Origin of the sequence: Pseudomonas sp. NPDC087614 (assembly GCF_044743485.1) — a bacterium.
GTDB lineage: Bacteria > Pseudomonadota > Gammaproteobacteria > Pseudomonadales > Pseudomonadaceae > Aquipseudomonas > Aquipseudomonas baetica_A.
This window is the reverse complement of the sequence record NZ_JBIUWN010000050.1, coordinates 22,214-47,861: the sequence shown is the minus strand read 5'-3', so window position 1 is coordinate 47,861 and position 25,648 is coordinate 22,214. Positions and strand designations below refer to the sequence as shown.

Genomic DNA, 25,648 nt, shown 5'->3' with positions numbered 1-25,648 from the left:
CAATCTGATCGTTTTTGATCGGTCTACCGCTTTCAAAATTGGATGAGGTTGAAGTTGGCCGGAAATACAGGGCTACTTCAGACCATCCCTAACTGCCCGACTTCCCCACTAATCATTTCTGGCGACTCCAAAACTCCAAGCACCTAGAGTTAAACGAACCTGGCTCAATCTTTTTAATTGCATCGACAAAATCCGGATGATAATCACTGAGGAGAAAACGGGAACAGATCACTTTTTTATAAATTTCTAAGCCGTGGCCCGTCCCCTTTATCTAAACGTGGCCTGTCCCCATTTACACATTTTCTCGCTGAATCAAGTCCAATAGTACGCCTGGCATCAAAACTCGAGGTCTACGCGGCATCGTTGAATCCTTTCAATTGTTCGAACTGAAAGCTTAGCGGGCCGCAAGGCTAAAATGACGGAAAAATTTTACGTATTGTTTCAGCCAATTACATTAAACGTGGCATGTCCCCATTTACTCCCGACTCCCTTTACTCCTCTTCGAGCAGGTCTACTTTTCTGTATCGTTAAACAACAACTTCTTCGCAAAACCCCGGCACCTGAGGCGTCTGAATAAACCCGATCCAAGCCGACAATGCCCTCTCGAAGGTATCGAGGCTCACCTTCTCAAAAGTGCTTTCATTATGCAGTGAATATATCTTCACCTGACTTTTTGTGATTTCGGCGCTCCATGCCTCTCGCCCCCATTCGGCAACCTCCACCCTTGAAATTTTTACCGAACGCAATAACTCCAGCCCTCTCTCGAGCCAAGGCAATGTATCCAATGGCCTCTCTCCACCTGAATCATTCAGGATATAAGCCAATGGACTGTAAGCATCACCATAAACTACGTCTGAACTGCATTCCACAGAAATATAGCCCATCGAAATCGTCCACGCGAATATCAACTTCATAACACTTCCTAATACAGTGGATAAACGGTTGTATTGGGCGACAAGTATCCTTCGACTCTCACTCCGCTAGGTGTCGTGCCTCTCCACATTCCGCCAGAAACTATCCTATTTTTAAACGCCTCATCCACTTCTACCTTAACTCGGTCACCCGTCCATGAATCAGGAAACATTGTAGACACACCGTTGTTGTTCGTCTTATTCAAAAAGCTCCCTGGATTGTTCGGATCTGCCACCTGAATCTCAGCTCTGTACACCCCTTCGGCATTGGGCGCAGTTGCTGTACCAGGAATCACTTTAACATCCCCAGTTGCAATGGAATGTCCACCGACTACCGCTCCTCCACTTTTTACCTCAGCATTGAGTACATGACCATCAAAATCAATAGGTGCAGTAACATTTTTCACGTTCTTTGAGGCTTGGGCATTGAAGTCAACAACGTCAGCGCCCACGGCTCTCGGCTCAGTGCCAGAGTACTTCTTCCAATCAGGATGATACGGATCCGCCTTCATTTCATCCGTAATTTTTGTGATCGTTTTGCCATCCGACGTTTTTTTCAAAATTTCGGTAAGCAGCGCGTCAGCTTCTGACGCTTTTCCGGCTTTTAGAAGTTCCTTTACCTTCTTGACACCGTCAACGACGTCGGATGCGTATTTCTCGACCGGAATAATATTGAGCGCGGCAAGAACATAATCCCAAACACTTTCAGCCTCATAAAACCCTTTTGCCGAACCAATAAGAGGAAGGCCATCAGTCAACACGTCCATTAGTTTGTTGGCGATATTTGTCGACAACATTCGATCGACTTCGTTGTTCATCAGACCAATGCTGTACAACTCGGCATCAATCGAGTAGCGCATCAATTCTGGATCTTGCATCGCAAGCTTAAGTTGCTCGCGCGATTCAGGCGTATTTCTATTTCGAAGGAGGTCGAACTCCGCTTTCTTGGATTCAAAGCGTAAGACTTTGCAAGCAGGACTACTCAGATCAGCTTTACAGGCGGTATAAATAGCCTTATCTCTCTCAACATCCAGTTTATTCAGCTCATCTCTTCGCGTGCACGCGTTGCTGTCACCCCCTTTACAAGCGATCTCTGCTTCAAATCGCTCGGTATATTCAGCGTGATTCAAGTAGTTATATTGGGTCGCATTATTGGCGATCCACGCAGCCATTTGCAGACTGGTTGCATCAGCGTTTCCGCTCGCCGTTGCGGCTAGAACACCAATAATCTGCGACGCCGTCAGCAATAGATTCGGATCGCCATTAACCAGGTTCTTCAGCTCCACGACGAGCGCTTCGTTTGCACCGGCAGCCAATGCTCCTGTCGCAAAATCACCGCCGGTCAACTCGGCCAATAGTCCACCAACCATGGCATGTATGGCGACTTTTGTTGCCGACCCATCGTCCACGACATTAAGGGTGAGATCACCGACGAGATTGAAGCTGAACGCGGCCATCGTATTGAACAGTGCGCCTTTGAGCACGTCACTTACATTCGCATCTCCCCCCAGCGCTTTAGTGATGACCGCAGATGTGCCACCTTGCAGGATCTGACTTCCCGCGAATGTGCTGACGCCTTTCCACGTCGCCAAGGATGGACCGGTATATTTCCCGGTTGCATCGAATGTCGCGCCGGTCAGTTTATTCAGATAGTTCGCCGTGATTCCGGCTGTCAGCCCGGAAATCACATAGCCCTGCAGCGCATCGGATGAAGTCACGTCCGCGAACACCGCTCCAAGGTTTCCGCCATTATTGATGAAGCTTGTCGTGGCATTTGTCGCCGCGCCGGTAGCCACAGCCGCAAAAGTCGCGGCCCAAAATGTGCCCATTCCGCTTAACGCTGTCAGGGCAGCCGGCCCGACGACGGCGGCCATGATGATCGCAATGATCATCTGCGAAGCCGGGCCAAGACCCGAATTCTCATACTTGAACGACTCGTGAATCTCCTTCACAAGCCGCCAATCCACATCCCCCCGCGCTTCAGCTTCTTTCAACCACGCCAACTGCGGGTCAGCCTTGACCATGCTGTCGATGGTCTGGCTGACGGACTGCTGGTTTACATCCTTGATATCGATTTTCAGGCCATCTACGGCCTTGATCACGATGTTGCCCTTGGCAATCATCTGGGTCTGGCGCAGTGTCTCGTCGGTATTGCCCTTGCCTTTCGACGAGGTCCAGAAGGCATCACCATCACTTTGGGTATGACTCTCATCATGAAAGTCCTTCACACCTTCAAAAATGATCGCCCCACCACTGTCGAGGATAATGTCCTTGCCACTGTCAAGATTGGCCACCTGATACCGCTGATCCCCACCACTGGACAACGTCAGGTCGCCACCGGACTTGATCTGCGTACCAATGTGGGTGATCTGCGTCACCTCATCGCGCTGGGTTTTCTCGGCGCCAAAGCCGCCCTTTTTCTTCATGTCATACAGCGAGTAATCACTGTCTTGCGCGGCCAGCAGTTGCAGGTCGCCGTCGGCGTGCAGGTAGGCTTCTTTGCCGGCGCTGATGTCGCTGGCGATCAGGGTCATGTCCTTGCCGGATTTGAGCGTGAGTTTGCCTCCCGCCTCCAATGAGGTGCCGATCTGACTGATGTGGTCTTCCTGACGGGTTTCCTTTTTGTCTTTGAAATAAGAATGTTCTTCGTCGGCAGCGGCACCGAAGAACACATCGCGCTTGGCCTCGATGGTCACGTCGCCCTTGGCGTCGATCTTGCTGGCGACCGCTGCCACATCGCGGCCGGCATCGATTGTCAGGCCGGCACCGGAACTGACCTCTGCGCCGTGCTGGGTGAGGGTTGAGTCGAGGAAGTTGGTACGGCTTTCGGAGTGGCGCTCCTCCACCGAGGTGATAATGACGTCGCGCTTGGCATCGATCTCCATGTCGCCGCCGCTTTTCAACACACCTCCGGTGTTGAGCACGTCGCGCCCGGCGTTGATCACCAGGTTGTTGGCGGCTTCGATGCGGGCGGCGTTGTCCACGAAGTCTCGTGCGTGGCTGTAATCGCCAACGCTGCTGTCGTGGGAGGTCACCGTGCGTTCATTGATCACGTCGCCACGGGTGGCGGTCAGCATCACATCCCGCCCGGCAATAATGCCCCCCGCTTTGTTGGTCAAATTATTGGTGGCGAGCACCTTCAACTGATCCCCGGCCTCCAGCAACCCGCTGCTCACCAGATCATTCTTGGCCGTCGCATCAAGGTTCTGGCTGGCGCGCAGGGTACCGGCGTTGTTCAGGTCTTTGCCGGCGATGAGGGTGACGTCGCTGCCCTGGATCAGCGCGCCGTTGGCTGCGAGGCGATTGTTGGCGTTGGCCAGGTACAGCACCGGCACCAGGACTTTTTCGCCGTTCACTTCGTGCTCTTCGAGCCAGACGATGTCGTGGGTCAGGGCCGCGACTTGCTGTGAAGTGAGGGTCACGCCGAGGCTCAGGTTGAGCTGGTCCTTGCTGGCGATGGCGTTGTTCATCAGGTACTTGTAGAGCGCTTCGTCCGAGGTCTGGCCGTCGATGAAGCGTTGGCCGGTGCGGGCGACCACGGCTTGCTGGACCAGTTTCTGCTCGTAGAGGCCGTCGCCCAGGCGCTTGGCACTCTGGTCGGGGTCGTAGCCCAGGCCGGACAGTAGGTAGTCCGAACTCATGAACTGCTTGAGGTCGGTGAGTACCGGGTTGGTTTCGATCAGGTATCTGTGCGGCTGGGATTTGCCGGCGCTGTTCGGCAGGCCTTGCACGCGGTTGATAGTGACCGGCGTACTGGTGGACGAGGTGACACTGGCGCCGGTGAGGGTCCAGCTTTGCGGGCCGGTGGCGGTCGGGTTGGTGCTGCCTTCCTGGCTCAGACGGAACAGGCCGTTCTGGCTGGTGGGCAGGCTGAAGCCGGGAAGCGTCAGCGGGTTGACTTGTTGCTGGGCCAGGTCGGGGGCGAGTTGCTGGTTGATCTGGATCGGTGTCGAGTAGCCGCTGCCCGCGCCGGTGTCGGTTGTGGTGCGACCCGCCGCCACATAGGCGTAGTACGGGCGGACCACACTGTTGTTAATGTTCTGGGTGGCATCGAGGGTGACGTTTCCACCCGCCTGGATGATTGCATCCAGAGACTCACCGTTGATGATGCGGCTGCTGGTCGGCAGGGTTTCGCCCATCCAGGCCAGAAAGTTGCTCATGTCCTGTTCGACGGTGGCCGAAGGTGTCGGGTTGTTTCGTTGGGTGAAGAGGTCAGCCATGCCAATGGCCGAAGCGGTTTCGTTGACCCAGCTCACGAATCGTCGGGTGGTTTCGATGTCCTGCTCTTGCACGCCCTTGTTGTTGATCGTCGACGCCGTGATCTTTAAATCCCCGGCGGCGGTAACGCTGCTGCTGGTGTTGTTCACTTCGCCAGCGTTGATCGTCAGGTCCGCGCCGCTGTTGATCGAGGCGGCTTCAGAATGAAGCGTGATCTTCAAGCGATCGGTTTCGGCAATTTCCCAAAGGCCGTTGATGCGGCCACCGCCACGGCTGTCACATCCATACGAGATCAGCGTGCACGACAACTGAGTGATGGTCGCGACACTTTTCTCATGCTCGGTGTACTGCAACACATCCATGACGTTGTTAACCGTCGTGACGGCAATCGTCAGGTCGCCGGTGCTCTCAATCCCACCAGATCTGTTGTCCAGCAGATCAGCCTTGGTCCCTTTTTTGTCCCTGGCAATGAGCAGGCTGCCCAGGCTGTAGACCTGCCCGTAGTAGTTGGTGAAGCTGGGGCTCAGAAGCTGCATGTCTGCGCCACTGAAAATCAATCCGCGGTCGTTGCGTAACGCGTCTGTGGTCAACGTCAGGTTCTTGCCGGCGCCCACAGTTCCGGTGTTGTTTACGCTACCGGCCGTCAGGGTCAGGTCGGCAGCCGAGGTCAGGCGACCTACGTTGCTCAGTTGTCCACCCACGGAAATGGTTGTGTTGCCACCACCGGCGAGGCTCGATGCGGCATTGAGGTTCAGTTGTGCAGCGCTGAGGCCAAACGTTCCTAGACTGCTGACCCGGCCATTGCCCGAGTACGTGCCACCGAGCGTCAGACTCAGGCTGCCGTCGCTCGCGATCAGGCCATCGTTATTCCAGCTACCGCCGTTACCGGTCAGTGTGCTGACGGCCAGCAGTTGGCCGCCGGCCGTCTGGTTGAGGCTGTTGATGTTGACGGTCAGGCGATCGGCCTGGATCACGCTGCTGTTGGTCCAACTGGCGGCGGTCAGGGTCAGGCCACCACGGGTGACGAAGTTGCCGCCGGCGCTGCCCAGTTGGCCGGTGGCGATGTCGAGGAGGCCGGTGCCGACGTGCAGCACGTTGCCGCCGACGTTCCGCAAGCTACCGGCAGCGAGAGTCAGGTTGGTGTTGGCGGATTCCACCGCGCCATTGCGGTTATCGAACAGGCCGCCGATGGCGAACGTGGTTTTACCATTGCCGCCTAGCGCGCGAAGTTGACCGGTCTGGTTATCGAGGCTGGCGGCGGAAATGGTCAGGGTGCTTTCGCTTTCGATGATGCCCAGGCGGTTGTTCAATGCGCCGCGCAGGCTCAGGTCGATCTGTTTCCCGCCGATCTGCCCGTCGTTGTCGCCGCTGTTGTCGAAGTCTTTAGCGGTGACGCTGACCAGCCCCTTGGCGTAAAGGCCGCCATTGCGGTTGTCGAAGCTGCCGTTGGTGCCGGTGTCGACAATGGTATCGCCGGTTTGCGCGGTGATCCGCCCGCCATAGTTGTCGATGCCGGCCAGTGCCTTGAGGTCCAGGCTCTGGGCCTGAATGATCCCGCCCTGGCGGTTGTTGTTCAGGTCATAGCCGTTGCGCAATACACCCGTGATGTGGCTGCTGAAGGCGCCTTGCAGGCTGGAGAGCACACCGCCGCGGCTGTCGAGGCTGGCGGCGGTGATGTCGAGGATGCCGGCCGTGGCGACGATGCGCCCGCTCTGGTTGTCGATGGCGCCGCCGGTTTTTACCGTCAGATCGCCCTGGCTTTGCAGAATGCCCTTGGCGTTATCGAGGCTGGCGGCATTGAGCGTCAGGCCGGCGACGCTGCTGAAGATCTGACCGCCTGCGCTGTTCTGCACGGAACCACTGGCCGTGAGCGTCAATAGATCGTTGGCCCCGACAATGCCGCCATTGCGGTTATCGAGACCACCGGTCAACAGGCTCAGCAAACCCTGGCTGATCAATTTGCCGTTCTGGTTATTGATCTGCTGCGCGCGCTGAATGACCAGCGGGCCGTTGCTCGCCAGTTTGCCGCTGGTATTGGTCAAGGTGCCGAGCAGATCGAGGGTGATCGCGCCATTGCCGGCCAAGGTACCGGTGCTGTTGTTCAGGTCGGTGCCGGTGAAGCTGATGTCCTGCTGAGCGTTGATGGTTGCGTTGGTGTTGTCGAGCGCTTTGGCCTGGATATCCAGAGCGGCGCCACTGTCGATCAAACCACCCTGGGCGTTATTCAGTGTTCCTGCAATGACGAAGGTTTGCGCACCGGCACCGGAAAGAATGCCGTTGTCGCTGTTGTCGAGGCTGGCCGCCATGACCTTCAACGTGCTGTTACTGACCAGAGCGCCGGCGTTGCTGTTACGCACGGCACCGGTAAGGTCCACCAGCACGTCACCGTTGCGGCTGGACAAGGTGCCGTGATTGCGGTTGTCGAGGCTGCCGCCTAGAAGGCTCAGGCTTTGCTAACCGGAAATCAGACCATTGAGGTTAGTGGTGGTAGCGGCGCTAAGGTCCAGTTGCTGACGACTGATGAGCTTGCCGTCGCTGTTGTCCAGGTGGCGGCCAGTCAGCGTGTAGCTTTGGCTGCTGGAGATTTCACCACTCTGGTTGTTCAAGTCCCGCAGGTTGCGGATGTTCAGTTGACCGGTGGTGGTGATCAGGCCGTTGGCGTTGTTCAGGTCGCCCATGGCGCCGCTGAAGTCGATGGCAATAGAGCTGCCGAGCAACGAGCCGCCGTTCTGGTTGTTCAAACTCGCGGTGTTGATGTTCAGGTTTTGGCTGGCGTTGATCAGGCCTTGGTCCTGATTGTCGAGCTGGCCGTTAACCCGAAGGTCGAGCCCAGTACGACTGGTGAGGGTGCCGCCGTTGTTGTTCAGGCTACCGGCCTGTACATCGACGCTTGCCGCCGCGATCAGGCCTTTGATGTTGGTCAGCGCTTGCTGCACGCGCAGGGTCACTGCCTGATTGCCGAGCAGTTTGCCGTTGCTGTTGTCGAGGCTGTCGGCCGCCAGCGTGAAAGCCTGGGCGCTGGAAATTTCGCCGTTGCGGTTATCCACCTGCGCGAGGTTTTTCAGCACCAGCACCGGGGCGTTGATCAAACCGTTCTGGTTGTTCAGCTCGCCGTGATTCAGGTCCAGGGTCAGCGACGTGCCACTGGTGAGTTGCCCGCCATCGTGTTGGTCGAGGCTGCTGACAGTGGCCGTCAGGGTCTTGTTGCTGGCGATCTGGCCCTTGTTGCTGTTATCGACCCTGCCGGCGTTGAGGCTCAGGCTGTCGAGGCTGGTCAGTTTACCGCCCTGGTTGTTCACAGCCCCCGTGGCGGTGATGCTCAAGGCCTGACCGGCGTTCACCAATCCCGCCACGTTATCCAGCGTGGCCATGCGCAGCGTCGCGCTGGCCAGGCTCGAGAGTTCGCCAGTGCGGTTGTTCAGGTGGCCAAGGGTGGCACTGAGATGACCGGTACTGGTGATCAGGCCGTTGCCGTTAAGCACCTGACTGGCCGTGAGATTGAGGTTGCCGCTGCTCAATACTCGGCCCTTGTTCTGGTTACCCAGGGTACCGGCGGTGATGTTGGCGGTTTGCGCGGCGCTCAACGTGCCGCCCTAGTTGTTGAGGGTCTGGCTGGTATTGACCGTCAGGTTGCGGCTGGCCACCACGCTCTTGCCGACGTTGTTGAGGTTCTGTGCACTCAGGCTCACATCGCCGCTGGCGTTGCGGCTGGTGTCGGCGTTGACCCCGGCTTCGATAATGCCGTTGTTGGTCAGTACACCGCCGGCGCTCAGGGTGATGCTGTCCCGGGCGGCAAGCGTTTGTTGGTTGGTCAGGTTGCCTTGGGTTTGCACGTTGACGGCGGTGCCGGCGTAGACCGGGCCGCGAGCATCAAGACTGGTCGCTTTGACGTTCACTGCCCCCGTAGCAGAAGTCTGCGCGAGGCTGAGATGCCCGTTGGCGTCGAGCTGAATATCACCGCCACTGGCCGCCAGGTTGCCGTCGAGTTTCACCCCGACCCCGGCTTCGGTGCCTACCAGTTTGATCGCCCCAGCGTACATGCCGCCCAACGCCGAAGAGTCGATGGCCAGCCCCGGTTTACCGCTGCCATCATCGGCGCGGGCGGTGGCGTTGAGGCTGTCGGCGTTGACATCATTGCGACCGGCGACGATGGTCAGGTTGTTGGCCTGAATCTCGGCGTTGATCTTCGCGCTGCGGGTGATGATTTCGAAGCGGTCGACGTTGCTGGCGTTGAGCCCGGCACCGTCGATGGCAATGCTGCCCTGATCGACCTGAAAGCGATCCAGGCGACCGTTGTCCAACACCGGTTTGCCAGTGGTCAAGGTCACGCGCGGGGTGTTGATGAAGCCGCAGCCGTTGCAGCTGATGCCATAAGGGTTGGCAACAATCACCCGGGCTGACTGCCCCGCCACTTCGGTGTAACCACGCAACTGGCTTGGACTGCCGCCGACCACTTCGTTGAGGATGGTTTGCGCGGCCACCCGGTTGGTCAGGTTGGGATTGCCGACGATGATCCCGCCCAGTTGCGTCACGCCGGTCTGCGCGGCGACGTTGTTGAGGATCACGCCCTGGGTGCCGACGTTGTAATCGTGAAATTGGTTATGCGAAAGGCCCGTGCCGTTGGGCGTGGCGATGTTGACGATCGGTACACCGTTGCCGGCCTGACCGAGGCTGGTGCCCGGCGTGGCCACCACAATCCCGTCCGCCTGCGCCCAGATCGGTTGCCAGAACATGACGTTCGCCAGCAAAAACGCCAGTCCGCGCTTGGGCATGCCAAGGAACGATTCACGGGTTTTTACGGCAGGTGTGGGCTGACTTGCGAGAAAGGCAAACTGGCGAACATCCATGTCGATGGTCTCTGGAAAACAGTGATTAAAGGAAAAAATCCAGGCGGAAATAGATCGGTGCTTCACGCTCGGTCAGCACATCGGGGCGTTCCAGCGAGTGCGCAAACGTCACGCTGGCGGCGACGTGCTCGCCACGGGCGAACAGTTCCAGCGAGTTGCTCGACATGCGCCCGTGCTGATTACCGTTGTAGCGATCGCCGCGGATCACGCCCTGGTCATAACCCAGACTGGTGCCGTATTCAGCGAACACCGGGCGCAACCATTCGGCGGTCACCGGACGTGCCCAGCGCAAATCGTTACGCCAGTAACCGCCGCTGTCGCCCGACAAGGATTGATCCTTGTAACCACGGATCGACGACGAGCCGCCAAGGCTGGTGCGCTGGGAGCTGAACAGCACGTCTTCGCTGCGCTGGCCGGTCATCAGGCTGCTGAACGTTAAGGACTCGCCCCACACTTTGAAGGGCTGCAAGTAGCTCAGGGTGGCGGTGTATTTGCGGTAGCGCGCGTTCGGTTCGCCGGGGCCTGGATCGTGGCTGCCCTGCGCATCGAACGCGCCGATGCCTTCCTGCATGCCGGCGTCGAAGTTGACGAACGCACTGCCGACACGGCGGCCGTGGTTGAAGCCGAACTGCGCTTCGCTGATGCGGTTGCTGCTCAGCTTGAGCTTGCTGTCTTCGATGTAGGCGTTGGTGCGCAGGTAGGACAAACCGGCGTTGAGCGAGGTCTTGCTGACAGCGTCGCGGTGGATCACTCGCTCGGCGCGGATCTGATGGTTTTCGCTGTCACCGGTCTGCTTGAAGTTGTAGCCGTTGGCGGCGATCTGCGAGCGGTATTCGCTCTGGCTGTAGGTGTAACTGAAGTTCCACCAGCCCCATGGCAGGTTGTAATTGAGCACGGCGTTTCTGGAGGTGTGCTGGTGATCGGTCATCGCATCGTGACCGCCGCGCAGGCTCAACTGATCGGCCAGGCCCAACGGGCTGTCCCAGTCGAACGTCGTGCCCCACTGCTGTTCGCCAGTGCTGCGCTGGCCGTCGTTATTGCGCGACAGCCCGACACGCCAGGGTTTCTGCGGGGTGTTGGTCACCAGCACCGTGCTGCCACCCACGTTCTTGCCTGGCGCCAGTTCCATTTTTGCCTGATTGGACGGCAGGCGATTGAGCTGATCGACCATCTGCTCGATCTCGCGCAGGTTGACCAGTTCGCCCGACTTGCCGGGGAATGCCATGGCCAGTTCGCGCTCCGACAGCTTGCTGTTCTCGGCGCCCTTCATGCCTTCGAGCTTGCCTTCGACCACCAGCACCTTCAGATGGCCGCCGGACAGATCCTGTTGCGGCAGGTACGCGCGGCTGGTGACCAGACCTTTCTCAATGTAATGGTCAGTGATGACTTTGAGCAGCTCGTTGAGCTGTGGCACACCGAGGCATTCGCCGATGTAGGGGTTGAGCAGGCGTGCCCTGTCGCGCTCGGACAGGCTGTCGGCGCCCTTGAGTTCGAGATTCTTGATCGGGAAGCAACGGGTGTCGGTGGGCGCTGCGGGTTGGGCAGGTTTGGCGTCCTTGCCGGGCAGATCCTTGAGTTCTTCGAGACGCCGCTGCTGCTCTTCGAGAAGACGGTTCTGGCGGTCGCGGATCAGGTCGGTTTCACCGGGTGTGGGTGCAGCAAAAGCGGTTTGGAGCGCGGACAGGCACAGCAAAGCTACGCACAACCTCGCCGCGAGGGCGGGTGGGTACATGTTCGATCCCTCGAGACGGAAAGTGATATCAAAATAGTGGCGAGATGTTAGATGGCCATCATTTTGACGTCAAACATAAGTTGAAACAATTTTTCGGAGCTTGTCGCCGATCTGTCGGATTCGATAATCGAGCACTTGCGTACAAGTCCCCCTTGAGCTTTACGCCGATAGTGAACGCTGCCATCACGGCATCCATTCGCCACGTAAGGAGTTCCCATGAGCACATTCACCACGCAAGACGGCACCGCGATCTATTACAAGGACTGGGGCAGCGGCAAGCCTGTTCTGTTCAGCCACGGCTGGCCGCTGGATGCCGACATGTGGGAATACCAGATGGAATACCTGAGCAGCCGCGGCTACCGCACCATCGCCTTCGACCGCCGCGGTTTTGGCCGCTCGGATCAGCCATGGACCGGTTACGACTACGACACCTTCGCCGATGACATCGCGCAATTGATCAATCACCTCGATCTGCGTGAAGTCACGCTGGTGGGCTTCTCCATGGGCGGTGGCGATGTCAGTCGCTACATCGCCCGTCACGGCAGCGAGCGGGTTGCCGGCCTGGTGCTGCTGGGCGCGGTGACGCCGCTGTTCGGCCAGAAAGCCGATTTCCCGCAGGGCGTCGACAAGTCGGTATTTGACGGTATCAAGGCGGGCCTGCTGCAAGACCGCGCGCAGTTCATCGCCGATTTCGCCGCCCCGTTCTATGGCACCAATCAAGGTCAGAACGTCTCTGACGGCGTGCTCACGCAAACCCTGAATGTCGCCCTGCTGGCCTCGCTCAAAGGCACCCTGGATTGCGTCACGGCGTTCTCGGAAACCGACTTCCGCCCAGACATGGCCAAGATCGATGTACCGACCTTGGTGATCCATGGCGACGGTGATCAGATCGTGCCATTCGACATCACCGGCAAACAGTCTGCCGCGCAAATCAAGGGTGCCGAACTGAAGGTCTACAAGGGTGCGCCGCATGGCTTTGCGGTGACTCATGCGCAAGCGTTGAACGAGGATCTGTTGGCGTTCCTGGGCCGCTGAGTGCCGGACCGCCTGCTTTTCGCCGAGGCGTAAAAAAGCCCGCCAGACTTTTGCCTGGCGGGCTTTCAGTTGATCAGCGAGCGCTGAGTTCGATCCACTGCGGCTCAGTCGCTTCCATCTGGCGTTTAGCGCGGTACGTCAACGCCGACATCACTATGAAACCAAGCAGTATCAGGACCGGATACGCCATCAACAATTCAGAAAGAGAGTACTTCCACGCCAGCGGACGTCCGACCCCCAGCATGGCGGCATACATCCAGGACACTGCCGAGAGCGAGCCGCAGAACAGTGCGAGCATTCTTGCGCTGAACCCGAGATGGAGCAGCGAGCCAGCCTTCTGTAACGCCGGCAGCACCAGGCGATGCAACAAGACGCCGTTGTAGCTCAACATCACAACGATGATCACTTTGGCTTGCAGCTTTGGATTCATAAAGTAATCCATGCCTTTATCCAGATAATCGATACCGACGACCGCCGTACCGGTCAGCCACAAGCCTATGAGGGCAACCACCACCGACTTCTGCAGTTTCTCCATATGAGCATTGTCATGTTCAGAGGGTGTTTTTTGTTTTAACAGGTCACTCACCATCGCAACATCACTGGTCAACACAAGACCCATTGCCACACAACACGCCACCAAATGAACATATATGACACCCAGGCGCAGAAACTCCATAAATTCTTTTTGCTCAAACAGGCTCATCATTGTATTTATTGTCACGCTCATACTCTCCAACTTAATCAACTGCTCAGGTCAGCCACAAAACAGACTAAATTCTGCCAATAACTTTCTAACTTCGCTCACAACAGACCCATCGAATCGCCGGTATTAATTACCTATTGATTCAACTGACACACCCACAAAACACCAACTATTACGCCCTGAATTTCAGATAAAAAAATCCTCATTTGCACTGAATGCACATGAGGTTCGGAGTCCACTTCTTTTCTGCGATTGCAGCGGCCGCCAAGGGTGACGTCCTGAATAATCTGAGGTTCATAATGCTTGAATGTTCAATTTTCGGGCGAACCACCGACAAACGGCAGCATCACTTAACGACTCATTAATCAACAACTTCCCTGCAATGCCCACGCCAGCTAGCCTGCTTTATTCACACGCAACTTCTCAGGTTTTATTGGATCCATTCAGTGTTAACTTGACGAGACAATATCAATAGCGAGACATTCCCATTTACAACACTAACCCAATGAAATGGTCATACTTTTGAAGCACGCAAATGAGCAATTTACAGCTATAAAAACGCCCCGATCCTGGCGGGGCGCTCTTATTACATGAATGAATCAAACCACGCCGATAAAGTCACTCGCTGTCAGCGCAACATGCCCGACCAGATCGATCTGGAAGTCAGCACCGTTGCCATTGTTGACATTGCCCTCCACATAAGTGTGATCAACACCGCTGACACTGACGTAGTGGTATTTCAATTGCGCCTGGTTGTTGAACTCACTGCCCGCGCCATTCCACTCACCGAGGAACGTGAAATCCTGGTTTCCACCAGATCCGCCGCCGGAGGTACGCGCATCTATTTGTGACAGGTCGATGTGATCCTCTCCCTGGGTAAAGTCGGTAATGACGTCTCGACTCAAGGTGGACGTCCCTGAGTCGCCCGTAGAGGTGAACACAAACATGTCGTTACCGGCCCCGCCGGTCAACGTGTCACGGTTCGCGCCGCCCACCAGGGTGTCGTTGCCACCACCGCCAACGAGCGTGTCGTTACCTCCAAGCCCCATCAGGACGTTGTTTGCGTTATCACCGATCAGGCTGTTGGAGCCGCTGCTGCCGATCACGTTTTCAATGCCGGTCAGGGTGTCATTGCCGGTTTGCGAACTGCTAGCCGTACCGCTGGCCAGGTTAACCGTGGCTGCGGCCGAGGTTGCCGACAAGTCATAGGTGTCGACGCCGTCACCACCGTCATAGCTGTCGTTGCCGTCGTTGACCGAGGCCTGGAAGGTGTCGTTGCCAAGACCACCGTACAGCGTGTCCTGCCCTTGCCCGCCGACCAGGATGTCGTTTGCGCTGCCACCGTCGATCCAGTCGTTACCGCCCTGACCTTGCAACAGGTTGGCGGCGCCATCACCCTGAATGTGATCGTTGCCGGAACTGCCGATGACGTTTTCGATGCCCGTGAGGGTGTCGCTGCCGGTCTGGGTGCTGGTTGACGTGCCAGCCTGCAAATCCACCGTGGCCGCCGCCGAAGTGGCCGACAGATCATAGGTGTCAGTGCCCGTGCCGCCGTCATAGTGGTCGTTGCCGTCGTTGACCGACGCCAGGATCGTGTCGTTGCCGGCGCCGCCGAAGATCGTGTCAGCGCCTGCCAGCCCGCTGAGACGGTTATTGCCACTGTTGCCGGTAATGATGTTGTCCAGTTCGTTACCGGTACCGTTGATATTGCCGGAGCCCAACAGCGTCAGGTTTTCGACGTTCGCACCCAAGGTGTAGCTGACAGAAGACATGACTGTGTCGTTGCCTTCATTGAGGCTCTCCTGCACCAAGTCACCATTGGAGTCGACCATGTAAGTGTCATTGCCGGCATTGCCACGCATGATGTCGCTGCCGCTACCGCCGTCCAGCAGGTCCGCGCCGAGCCCCCCGTTGAGCACATCGGTACCCGAGTAACCCAGCAGGATGTCCTGATAATTGGTGCCGTTCAGGACGTTGAAGCCGTTGTTACCTTCAATAAACCTACCGACCGCCTCAGAGGGATCGGAGGTCAGTTGTTCCACCGTGCCGTTGTTGTCAGTGTAGGTGGTGACCACGCGCAACTGCTGACCGAACTGCGCGGAGGTTGGCGCAAACGTCGACGCATTGGCGCCGGAGATGTTGAGCCACGCCGCACCCACCAGCGCTTGCCATTGATAGGAGAAACCGCTTGGCCCGGGTAAGCCATCGGCATCCTGGATCGCCGAGGTGTTGGCGGTCAGCCGGTATTGCGCCGGCACTGGACGGCTCGGCGTGGTCGGCGCCGTCGCGAAACCGGACAGCGTCACATTACCGGTCGGCAACTGGTTGTTAACGTTGAGGTTGACCGTACGGTCGGCGAAACGCAGTTTTTCCACACCGATCACGATGTCGGTGCCATCGACATTAGCGGCACCGATGCGCAAGTCCACCACTTTGAACGCCGTGATCAACTCACCACCGGGCCGGGTATCGGTGAATTTGCTGATGCTGTAGTCGGCAAAATTGCCGCTGAACAGCGCCGTGTCCGCTGTGCCGTCCGCCGTACCGGGCGCATCATGGTTGTCACCCAGAATGAAGCCAGGACGACTCGCCTGCAGACTGGTGAAGTGCTGGTCGAAACCCTGACTGGCGAGCAAGTGATTCAAGTCCGCAAGCTTGATCGAGTCGCCCACGATCACATCATTGCCAGCATTGCCCTGGATGACATCATCACCGCTACCGCCGATCAGCCAGTTCTCGGCGCCATCGCCGATCAGGCCCGCCAAAGGCGCGCCCGGGTTGCCGGTATTCGGACGACTGTCGCTGAAACGTGAGCCGATCAGCCCTTCAATGTCGGTCAGCAAAGCGTTGAATGGCTGGAACAGCACACCCGTGCCCGGCGCCGCCACAATGTTCTGATTGTTAAGATCAGCGGCCGCATCCAGAGCGATGTTCACATCGCTGAAGGCGACGATGTCGAACCCGATATCGCCAATGGCTTCGTCGCCATCCCCCTGACCGGGGGCGCCACCCAGGCCCGGCAGCAGAATGTCATCGCCGGCCCCGCCGAATTCCTGGTCACCGGTGGAACCGCCGGAAATGATGTCGTCACCGTCATCGCCGAACAAAATATCCGGACCGTCACCGCCGTAGATTTCATCATTACCGTCGCCACCATGTACCAGGTCGGTATCGCCACCGGCATCGATGTAGTCATCGCCGTCGCCGCCGTAAATCTCATCGATCCCGGCCTCGCCATACAGGTGATCGTTACCGCCTCCGCCAATCACTATGTCAATCCCGCCGGCGCTGGTCCCGGCGTAAATGATGTCATCCCCTTCCCCGCCATCAAGGAAGTCTTCGATATCGCCGCCGTAGATGATGTCGTTACCGTCACCACCATAGATGTGGTCGGCACCGGCCTTGCCATCAAGGATGTCGTCACCGCCCTCGCCGTAGATCGTATCGTCGCCGTCACCGGCATCGATCCAGTCGTTGAAGTCAGTGCCGACCAGCACTTCGTGGGAGTTGTAGCCCACTGCCGCCGTGCCATCGGGGTTTTCGCCCTGATCGGGACGGTAGTCACGGATGTAGGTTTGAGCGGTGTGGGTTTCCGGATTGACCAGGCTCACCAGCAAACCGTTACCGCCGATCCCGCCACCACCGCCGGTGGAGTAGATACCGACCTGGTTGGCTGCGATCAGGGTGCCGTACTTGTGCTCGCTCTTGTACGACGTTGTCGTGGTGCCAGAGTCGGTGTAGCTCAACTCGATATAGCTGTCGGCATAGCCGAACACGTCCCCGGCCAGGTGCCGAGCATCGGTGGTGCGTTCAATGATGTCCTTGAACTGCTCGGTCACCACCTGCTCGTTCAAGTTGGTCATGGCCGGCAAGCCAAGGTCGAGGCGGTACAGGTAGTAGAACCGGTCACCGTCCATCAACCGCTCCATCTGATCCTCGAAGATGGCATTGAAGGTGGTGCCCAACTGTCCGAGGTACACATGTTTTTCCGCCAACCCGCCAATCCACAGGTCAATCGAGTTATAGCCGTCGTAACCCTCGACATGATTGCCGCTGGGATCCGCCGCACCGGAGAGGAAGTACGCCGCCTGCTCGGCGGTGACACTGCCACCGGCATAGTTGACCGTTTCGCCGGTCTGGTCGGCGTCGATGATGGCTTGGGCATGGGCCACGTCACCGTCGAAGGAGTAAGCCGCAATGAAGTTCACCAGTGATTCGGGGTGAATCATGTTGTTGGCGAAATCGCTCCAACTGGTATAGGGCGTCAGGCTGTCAACGATCAGGTTGGTGTGATGTTGAGTGCCGGCGGGCGAGGCACGCTCGGCTATCAAGGCGTCATGGATTTGCTGACGTGCCTGGTTCAGGGTCGGTAACCCAAGATCGCGTCCGCGTGCCAGGTTGATGGTCGCCAGATCGAGCGGCTGGCCGAGCAAGCCTTGTTGCAGGGCTGGTGTCACGAACTCATCGATCTCGTTGCTGACCTGCCGGGTCATGCCCAGCGCAATAGCGGTCGGACCCACTTCGGCAAACCCACCGGGATTGAGGAACGCCTGCTCCAGCGCATAGTGAGTGATCGCGCCAGTCAGGTCGTAGCCACCACTGGCGTTCTTTTCCAGGGCATCGATGGTTTCGCGCAATTGCGAATGGCCGAAACGGAAAGCAGCCTCGCCGTACTCCAGTGAAATATTGGCGTTAATACCCGAGTCATAGCTGACGAACTCCGGCAGATCGGGTGTGATCAGCCGGGCGTACTGGTCGATCGCCACATGCTGATATTCCATCTCCACCGTCAATTTGGCCGCGTAGAACAGTTTGTCCTGATCCCACGACACGGTAACGCCATCGGCCAACGTGTAATTGCCGCTGGCGTCGCTGAAGAAACCGCCGCTGCCATTGCTGACCTGAACCTGCCAGTTGTGCCGCACATTGACGTCCGTCTGCGCCAGCACTTCGTTCTGCAGGTTGATCAGTTGCACGTTGTGGTCTTCGTGGAAGACGTGGTGAATCGCGGTCAGGCCGAAGTTTTCGTTCACTCGCCCGTCACCGGCAATGTAGTGGTCGCCCACCGACTCCAGCAGCAGTTCATTGGCCACCGCGTAATCGGCGCTGCCCGGCGCCGCAGTGATGGTGAAATCGGCAAAATTGACGAAGCTGAACAGGTTCTTCGGCCCGGAATTGTCGTAGTTGAAGACCATGCCGTAGGGGTTGTTCGCATCGAAGGTGATGCTGGTGATGTGCGAATCCAGCGACATCAACTTGGCCTGGTCGATATGCACATCATCGAAGTGCGGGTTCATGTCCAGCAGGATGGCTTCGCGGGTATAAACCACCTGCACGCCGGCCGTATTGGGATCGGCATCAAGCACGTGGCCTTGGGCATCGCGCACGCGGAAGTTGGCAATGTCATCCCAGGTCAGGTCATCACGACCGGTTTCGGCTATGTGAGCACGCAGTTCGGTGAGCGTCGGCAGGGTCTGGTGGGTGAGCACGCCATTGAGCGTCCAGGCGGCCTCATCACTCAACGTATTGCCATCGAACAACGCCGCACCGGCGATGAATTGGCCTGGGTGGTTGGGGTCTGCAACCCACTGGCGCAGCAATTGGGTTACCGAATCAGCAGAACCATACGTCTGGTTCTGATCGATATAAGGCGAGTCGAGGTTGATGTATTGCGCCTCCCCCTGCCCGTCCACTTCCGCCACCGAGGCGCGGTGGACCTTGATCGAGTAAACCGGTTGTCCATCCGGGCCGATGCTGCCGTAGAGCGGATCATCCGGCGCCAGCGGAATGGTAATGGTCGCGTTCTGGTTGGGCTTGTTGATGAAGTCCAGCCCATGGTCGAAGAACTGCCCGAACAGAGTGAACCAGCCGGTGGTCGACGGGTCGCCCGACACGGTGTTCTGGTTGCGAATGAAGTACTGCCCGGAATCCGGAGCACTGGTATCGACCTCACCGAGGGCGCCGATAATGCCGGGATCGGTGACGATCGCCACGCCGCCAGCGGTGTGTTGAATATGGCCCGCGCCATCAGTGGCGAACGTGACGCCGCCACTGACAATGGTCTGGCTGATCATCCGTGGCGTGTAGTCCACCACTGACGCTGTCGGATCGCTATACAGTGAACTACTGTCAGACATGGGCGTGGCGCCTGCCGGCACACCTGCGCCAGTCAATGCGGCGTTACTCAGATTCTGATGGACGTAGTGCGTGTAGTCCGAATGGGTCAGACGGATGAAGTTCTGTTCGAAGCTGCCCCAGCTCTGGCCGTCCTGGGTCAGGTTATTGAAGTGGCCGGAGACATCGCGCAGACCGATCGGATCGCGGGCGCCGTTGTACCAGGCCGTTTCACCGGGCGGAGTGTCCAGCGGATTGAAGCTGCCCAGCAGGCCAAGCACATGGACGTTGCCGTCCGAACCGTCATAGCCGTACAGCGGCTGGCCAGAGGCGTTGTAGCCGACGATATGAATGGTCGGAAAGGACACCTGCTGTTCAAGGAACGAAATATCGTTGGCATTGAGGGTAAAGCGCTTTAGCTGGTACATGGCAAACTCCGGATATCCGTTGGCTCGCAAGGTTTTTCAACCGACTTACCACGATCATCAGGAAATCGACGCGATGGCAAAAGATGCAAAAGTCCAATCAAAAACCGAGACTTTTGTCGCCGATGAGTCTGAGACTTTGGTCGAACCCAGACCTGTCTACAGAAGACTCTGGCGCGGGCGCTTCAAGCCGCGCACACGCCATCTGAGCCGCTCCACCCAGTTTGTGCTGGCCGCGGCACTGATCCTTGGGCTGACGATGTTTTTCGTCGGCAAACTGGTGAGTGAGCGCATAGAACGCGCCGCCGTACAAAGCGCGGCCGAGGCCGGCGCGCATTACATGGAGGCGTTTCTGGAGCCTTACGTGCAGGAGATGAGTCGCGATAACAACCTCTCGCCCGCCAGCGTCCAGTCCCTGGATCGGCTGATGGAGAGTCGCTCGCTGAAACGACACATCGTCTCGATCAAGATCTGGCGCGCGGATGGCACGGTGGTGTACAGCACCGACAAATCGATCACTAACCGCAAGTTCCCCATGGATGAAATTGCCGAAGCGCTCAAGGGCAACGTGGTCACCGACCTTGAGGATCTGTCTCAGGAAGAGAACGAATTCGAACGCAAGCTCAACGTACCGCTTTACGAAATCTATGCACCGCTGCGCGAGTTCAACACGCGAAAAATCATCGCGGTGGGCGAGTTCTACGAAAAAGCCGAAAGCCTGGAGCAGGAAATCAACCGCATACGTCAACAAGTGTGGCTGGTCGTCGGCACTGCGACCCTGGCCATGCTGACGCTGTTGTTTTTCATCGTCCGGCGCGGCGACCAGATCATCCAGCGCCAACAGGTGGCGCTGCGCATGCGCCTGCTGGAGCAAACCCGCCTGCGCGTCAGCAATGCGGCACTGCATCGCAAAATCAACACGGCGACCCAAGAGTTCTCCCGCATCAACGAATTGACCCTGCGCCGCATTGGCGCCGATCTGCACGACGGCCCGGCGCAGTTGCTGACGCTGATTCTGATCCGCTTGGATGACCTGGCCGAACACTGCACCACGCTTGATCTGGAATCGCTGGAAACCATACGCGGCGCCGCCACCGACGCCTTGCGTGAGGTGCGCGACCTCTCCCGGGGTCTAGCCCTTCCGGAAATCAACGATTTGACCCTCAAGCAAGAGCTGAAACTGGTGGCCCAGCGGCATGAACAGCGCACCGGCAGCAAGGTGCAGTTGAAAATCGCAGCACTGCCCGACTCGGCGCCGCTTCCGGTAAAGCTGTGCGTCTACCGGTTTGTCCAGGAAACCCTGAACAACGCCTACCGTCACGCACAGGGCAAAGGTCAGACGATCACCGCCAGCCATCAACACGAAACACTGCTGATCACCGTCAAAGACGCCGGGCCAGGCATGGCCGCTGACGCGCTGGTCGTCGATGCCCACGAAAGAAACCGGCTGGGACTGGCCGGTTTGCGGTATCGCGTCGAATCGCTGGGTGGCGTGTTCAGCATCAAGTCCGCGCCGGACAAAGGGACATCGGTCAGCGCACAACTCAAACTGTAATCAGGAGCCTCCGCGGGCATCCAGGTGCGCTGGCGCCGAGCCCATGTGCAACCGGCCGACAGCCTCGCGCTCCCAGTGGCGCCTGAGCGCCGTGACCGCTTCCACGCGATTGCGCGCGTGCAACTTCTGCATCACGCAGGTCATGTAGTACTTGACGGTTTTCTCACTGATGAACAGCTTTGACGCCACCTCTTTATTGGTCAGGCCTTTGGAGACTTCACGGATAATCTGCTCTTCTCGATGGGTGAGGTCGATCTTGCGCACTTCAACTTCATGCTTCTTGAAATTGCTCAGCAGCTTGTTGGCAAATTCTGGGGTGATAAAGGTTTCGCCCCTGGCAATCGAACGGATCGCCAGCACCAGATCCGGTCCGCTGACGCCCTTCAACACATAACCGCGCGCACCCGCCTCCAACGCCGAATAGGCGTCATCTTCCGATTCGGAAACCGTCAGCATCAGCACTTTCACTTCCGGCAGTTGCGTGGAAATGAATCTCACCGCCGCAAACACGTCGCCTGGCATGTTGACGTCCATCAACATCACGTCTGGCCTCATCCGCTGAGCGATATCGCGCGCCTGCTCGGCGCTGCCGCCCTGCTCCACGACTTGCAGATCTGTCCGCTTTCGCAGGGTATTGGCGACGCCCTCACGCAGCAGGGGATGATCATCGGCAATGCCGATGCGGATGAAAGGATTCATGACGCGCTCCTGAAAGGACCAAGCAGCCGGACACCCATTGATTAATAGCAGCTAACCCGCACGGACGCCGGGCTGTGGACGCAGGCGAAGAGCGTCGCCTGCGAGAAAATCAGACTTAAGTCGAACGGTTTTCAACCGTCAACAAGCAATCTTCATTACAAGCGACTGAAAAATACGCGAGCAACTCGTTGTTTTGTAATGCACTCCAAACAGTCAAAAATATACCGTCAATGAAAAACCGGACCTGAAGGCAATCCGACCAACAGTCGCTCTCCTACGCTGAGGTACATGACGCCACGGCATTGGAACTTTCCCGATGGACAAGAAAAACCACCCGCGATCCGAGTTTGCCGACGTTTTTTTCCGGCTGCGCCGCACCTTTTTTTCGTTGGCCGGGTTCAGCGGCGTGATCAACGTGCTGATGCTCTCGCCCGCCATTTACATGCTGCAGGTGTATGACCGGGCACTGGTCAGCAGCAACGTCACCACACTGCTGATGCTGACGATTCTGATGATCGGCCTCTACACCCTGTTGGCGATGCTCGAAGTGGTGCGCACCCGCGTGATGATCCGGGTCGGCAACCGCCTCGACATGGCACTCAACCGCCGGGTATTTACCGCCGCGTTCGAGCGTAACTTGCAGCGCGCCGGGGGCAATCCCGCTCAGGCACTGCAGGACCTGGCACAGGTTCGCCAGTTTCTGACCGGCAACGGCCTGTTCGCCTTTTTCGACGCTCCATGGACACCGATCTACCTGTTCGTCGCCTACCTGATTCACCCCTTGCTGGGCATCGTCACCCTGTGCGGCTCGCTGATTCTGGTAGCGCTGACCTGGCTCACCGAAATCGCCACAAAGAAGCCGTTGGCCGAGGCCAACATGGCGGCGCAGGTCTCAGGCACATTCGCCAACAACAACCTGCGCAACGCTGAAGTCATTGAGGCGATGGGCATGTTGCCGGCGATCACCGGTCGCTGGTTCGGCAGCCATCTGCGGATTCTGGAAATGCAGACCCTGGCCTCCGATCGGGCGGCCTACATCAGTGGCATTGGGCGTTTCGTGCGGATCACCTTGCAGTCGCTGATCCTCGGCACCGGCGCGCTGCTGGCCATCGAAGGCTCGATTACGCCGGGCATGATGATCGCCTGTTCGATACTCAGCGGCCGGGCGCTGGCGCCAGTGGAGCAACTGATCGGCGCCTGGAAGCAACTGCTGACCAGCCGTCGTGCCTGGTCGCGGCTCAAGAACCTGCTGCAGGAATTTCCAGCACGCGCCGATGCGATGAAGCTGCAAAGACCGCTGGGCATGATCTCGGTCGAGCACTTGCATGCCGGCGCACCGGGCATGACTCAAGCGATCATTCGCGGGCCCAATTTCAACCTGTCGCCCGGTGAGTCACTCGGCATCATCGGCCCTTCCGCGTCGGGCAAATCGACACTGGCCCGTTTGTTGGTGGGCATCTGGCCGGCGCTCAGCGGCAAAGTGCGTCTCGACGGCGCCGACGTGTACCTGTGGAACAAGCAGGAACTCGGCCCGTGGATCGGCTACCTGCCCCAGGATGTGGAACTGTTCGAAGGCAGCATCGCCGACAACATCGCGCGCTTCGGCGACGTCGACAGTGAGGCGGTAATCGTCGCGGCCCGGCGCGCTGGCGTCCACGACATGATCCTGCGCTTTGCTCACGGTTATGACACCACGCTGGACGTCGACGGCAACCCGTTGTCCGGGGGCCAGCGCCAGCGCATCGGCCTGGCCCGCGCACTGTATGGCGAGCCCTCGCTGATCGTGCTCGACGAGCCAAACGCCAACCTCGATGACGCCGGGGAAAAAGCCCTGATCGAGGTACTGGAAGATCTGAAACAGCGGCGCTGTACCACGGTGTTGATCAGCCACCGGCCAAGCATTCTCGGCACCGTCGACAAAGTCCTGATGTTGCGTGAAGGCAGCACCCAATTGTTCGGCCCCCGCGAAGAAGTGTTCGCCGCACTACGGCAAACCAGCGTGCTGCCGACCGTCGGTGCGCCAACCCTGTCAGCCGTGCGCGGGAGAGAATAAATGGGTGCCTTGAGCGTTGACCCGCATGGCCAGGAACTGGTGCGTGCAAGGGCCGAGATTGACGTCGACGACCGGCGCCCGGCGCGCTGGGGCGTGCTGTTGGTGATCGTCGGCTTTGGCAGTTTTTTACTCTGGTCGTGGCTGGCGCCGCTGGATGCCGGGATTGTCGCCACCGCCACGGTCAAGGTCACCAGCAACCGCAAGGCCATCCAGCATCAGACCGGCGGCACCATCGACGCGATTCTGGTGCGCGAAGGCGACAACGTCAGCAAGGACCAGGAACTGGTGCGGCTGGACGCCACGCAGGCGCTTTCGGAACAAGGCGTGGTCAACGCACAGTTCATCGCCACCAAGACCATGGAAAACCGCCTGCAAGCTGAGCGCGACGGTTTGCCGGATGTGGTGTTCGACCCGCTGATGCTCAAACGCTACGCCGACAACGATCATCTGGCCGACGCAATTCGCCTGCAACGCCACCTGTTCGTCACACGCCGTGCCAGTCTGGCCGGTGAAATGGACATCCTGCGTGAGTCACTCAATTCCGCCGACGCCCAGGTCAAAGGATTGCAACGCGTCTACAACGCCCGCTCATCACAGATCGGTTTCCTCAATCAGGAACTGGTGGGCGTGCGCCAACTCGCCGCCGAAGGCTATGTACCGCGCAATCGCATGCTGGAACTGGAGCGCACCGGTTCCGACCTGAACGCCTCACAGGCCGATAACCTGAACAACATCGCCCGCGCTCGAGGCCAGGCCGCCGACATCAAGTTGCGCATCATTCAGCGCGAGTACGACTACCGCAAAGAAGTGCAGTCGCTGCTGGCCGATGTGCAGAAGGAGAACAGCGCCCTCACCGATCGCTTGCAAGCCTTGGATTATCAAGTGCAACACACGGTCATTCGCTCGCCCATCGACGGCGTGGTTCAGGGCCTGAACGTGTCGACGGTCGGCGGGGTGATTGCGTCAGGCTTCAAGATCATGGAAATCGTCCCCGCCCATGAGCCGCTGCAAATCGACGCGATGATTCCGGTGCAAGCCATCGACCGCATGAACCCGGGGCTGCCGGTGATGATTTCGTTTCCCGCGTTCAACCATGTGCAGACGCCCAACATCCCGGGGAAGGTGCTGACCATTTCTGCCGACCGCTTGATGAGCGAAGACAACAAACAACCCTATTACCTGGCGCAGATCGAAGTGACGGAGGCCGGGATGGCCATGCTGGGCAGCAATCACATTCGTGCGGGCATGCCCGCCTCGGTGACCATCAAGACCGGCGAGCGCAATATGCTGAGTTACCTGCTCAAGCCATTGCTCGACCGCGTCAATAGCGCATTCAAGGAGCAATGAAGTGGACGG

The 25,648-nt window shown here is 58.3% G+C and carries 11 protein-coding genes and 1 pseudogene; 4 read left to right on the top strand and 8 right to left on the bottom strand.

Annotated elements, in window-relative coordinates; genetic code table 11:
• Positions 1 to 527: 527 nt before the first annotated feature.
• The 5 genes and pseudogenes from ACIOWA_RS18505 to ACIOWA_RS18485 form a co-directional block, all read right to left on the bottom strand.
• Positions 528 to 914: a hypothetical protein gene (locus ACIOWA_RS18505; protein WP_401161221.1), complete on the bottom strand. Its 387-nt coding sequence runs from the start codon at positions 912 to 914 to the stop codon at positions 528 to 530.
• A gap of 8 nt (positions 915 to 922) precedes the next feature.
• On the bottom strand, positions 923 to 7,531 hold the full coding sequence (locus ACIOWA_RS18500) for a DUF637 domain-containing protein (protein ID WP_401161219.1): 6,609 nt from the start codon (positions 7,529 to 7,531) through the stop codon (positions 923 to 925).
• A gap of 51 nt (positions 7,532 to 7,582) precedes the next feature.
• Positions 7,583 to 7,807, bottom strand: a complete 225-nt coding sequence (locus ACIOWA_RS18495) for a hypothetical protein (protein WP_401161226.1) — start codon at positions 7,805 to 7,807, stop codon at positions 7,583 to 7,585.
• A gap of 111 nt (positions 7,808 to 7,918) precedes the next feature.
• Positions 7,919 to 9,976, bottom strand: a pseudogene (locus tag ACIOWA_RS18490) (filamentous hemagglutinin N-terminal domain-containing protein); the annotation flags it as partial.
• Between the two features lie 25 nt (positions 9,977 to 10,001).
• Entirely contained in the window at positions 10,002 to 11,708 is a 1,707-nt protein-coding gene (locus ACIOWA_RS18485) for a ShlB/FhaC/HecB family hemolysin secretion/activation protein (RefSeq protein WP_401161217.1), read from the bottom strand.
• A gap of 216 nt (positions 11,709 to 11,924) precedes the next feature.
• Between ACIOWA_RS18485 and ACIOWA_RS18480 the strand changes: the two genes are divergently transcribed.
• Positions 11,925 to 12,743, top strand: coding sequence for an alpha/beta hydrolase (locus ACIOWA_RS18480; protein WP_339538957.1), 819 nt, complete (start codon positions 11,925 to 11,927; stop codon positions 12,741 to 12,743).
• A 73-nt stretch (positions 12,744 to 12,816) separates the two neighbouring features.
• Here the strand turns inward: ACIOWA_RS18480 and ACIOWA_RS18475 are convergent, their stop codons facing one another.
• Both ACIOWA_RS18475 and ACIOWA_RS18470 read right to left on the bottom strand, forming a co-directional pair.
• Positions 12,817 to 13,464 (bottom strand): hypothetical protein, encoded by a 648-nt coding sequence (locus ACIOWA_RS18475; RefSeq protein ID WP_401161215.1) that lies wholly within the window; start codon positions 13,462 to 13,464, stop codon positions 12,817 to 12,819.
• A gap of 581 nt (positions 13,465 to 14,045) precedes the next feature.
• The gene (locus tag ACIOWA_RS18470; protein WP_401161213.1) at positions 14,046 to 19,988 is read right to left on the bottom strand and encodes a peroxidase family protein; all 5,943 of its coding nucleotides are present in this window, start codon (positions 19,986 to 19,988) and stop codon (positions 14,046 to 14,048) included.
• A 73-nt stretch (positions 19,989 to 20,061) separates the two neighbouring features.
• Between ACIOWA_RS18470 and ACIOWA_RS18465 the strand changes: the two genes are divergently transcribed.
• Entirely contained in the window at positions 20,062 to 21,540 is a 1,479-nt protein-coding gene (locus ACIOWA_RS18465) for a sensor histidine kinase (protein WP_401161211.1), read from the top strand.
• On the opposite strand, the gene ACIOWA_RS18460 is transcribed toward ACIOWA_RS18465, so the two are convergent.
• Positions 21,541 to 22,239, bottom strand: a complete 699-nt coding sequence (locus ACIOWA_RS18460) for a response regulator (protein WP_401161209.1) — start codon at positions 22,237 to 22,239, stop codon at positions 21,541 to 21,543.
• Between the two features lie 316 nt (positions 22,240 to 22,555).
• On the opposite strand from ACIOWA_RS18460, the gene ACIOWA_RS18455 reads away from it, so the two are divergent.
• Complete coding sequence (locus ACIOWA_RS18455; RefSeq protein ID WP_401161207.1) at positions 22,556 to 24,292, top strand: type I secretion system permease/ATPase; 1,737 nt, start codon at positions 22,556 to 22,558, stop codon at positions 24,290 to 24,292.
• Entirely contained in the window at positions 24,293 to 25,639 is a 1,347-nt protein-coding gene (locus tag ACIOWA_RS18450; RefSeq protein WP_401161205.1) for an HlyD family type I secretion periplasmic adaptor subunit, read from the top strand.
• Positions 25,640 to 25,648: the final 9 nt, after the last annotated feature.

Excerpts from the sequence above, each read along its gene's own strand:
- ACIOWA_RS18460 (WP_401161209.1), bottom strand. The coding sequence starts at position 22,239 with ATGAATCCTTTCATCCGCATCGGCATTGCCGATGATCATCCCCTGCTG.
- ACIOWA_RS18495 (WP_401161226.1), bottom strand. The coding sequence starts at position 7,807 with ATGGGCGACCTGAACAACGCCAACGGCCTGATCACCACCACCGGTCAA.
- ACIOWA_RS18450 (WP_401161205.1), top strand. The coding sequence starts at position 24,293 with ATGGGTGCCTTGAGCGTTGACCCGCATGGCCAGGAACTGGTGCGTGCA.
- ACIOWA_RS18485 (WP_401161217.1), bottom strand. The coding sequence starts at position 11,708 with ATGTACCCACCCGCCCTCGCGGCGAGGTTGTGCGTAGCTTTGCTGTGC.
- ACIOWA_RS18505 (WP_401161221.1), bottom strand. The coding sequence starts at position 914 with ATGAAGTTGATATTCGCGTGGACGATTTCGATGGGCTATATTTCTGTG.
- ACIOWA_RS18465 (WP_401161211.1), top strand. The coding sequence starts at position 20,062 with ATGGCAAAAGATGCAAAAGTCCAATCAAAAACCGAGACTTTTGTCGCC.
- ACIOWA_RS18480 (WP_339538957.1), top strand. The coding sequence starts at position 11,925 with ATGAGCACATTCACCACGCAAGACGGCACCGCGATCTATTACAAGGAC.
- ACIOWA_RS18470 (WP_401161213.1), bottom strand. The coding sequence starts at position 19,988 with ATGTACCAGCTAAAGCGCTTTACCCTCAATGCCAACGATATTTCGTTC.
- ACIOWA_RS18455 (WP_401161207.1), top strand. The coding sequence starts at position 22,556 with ATGGACAAGAAAAACCACCCGCGATCCGAGTTTGCCGACGTTTTTTTC.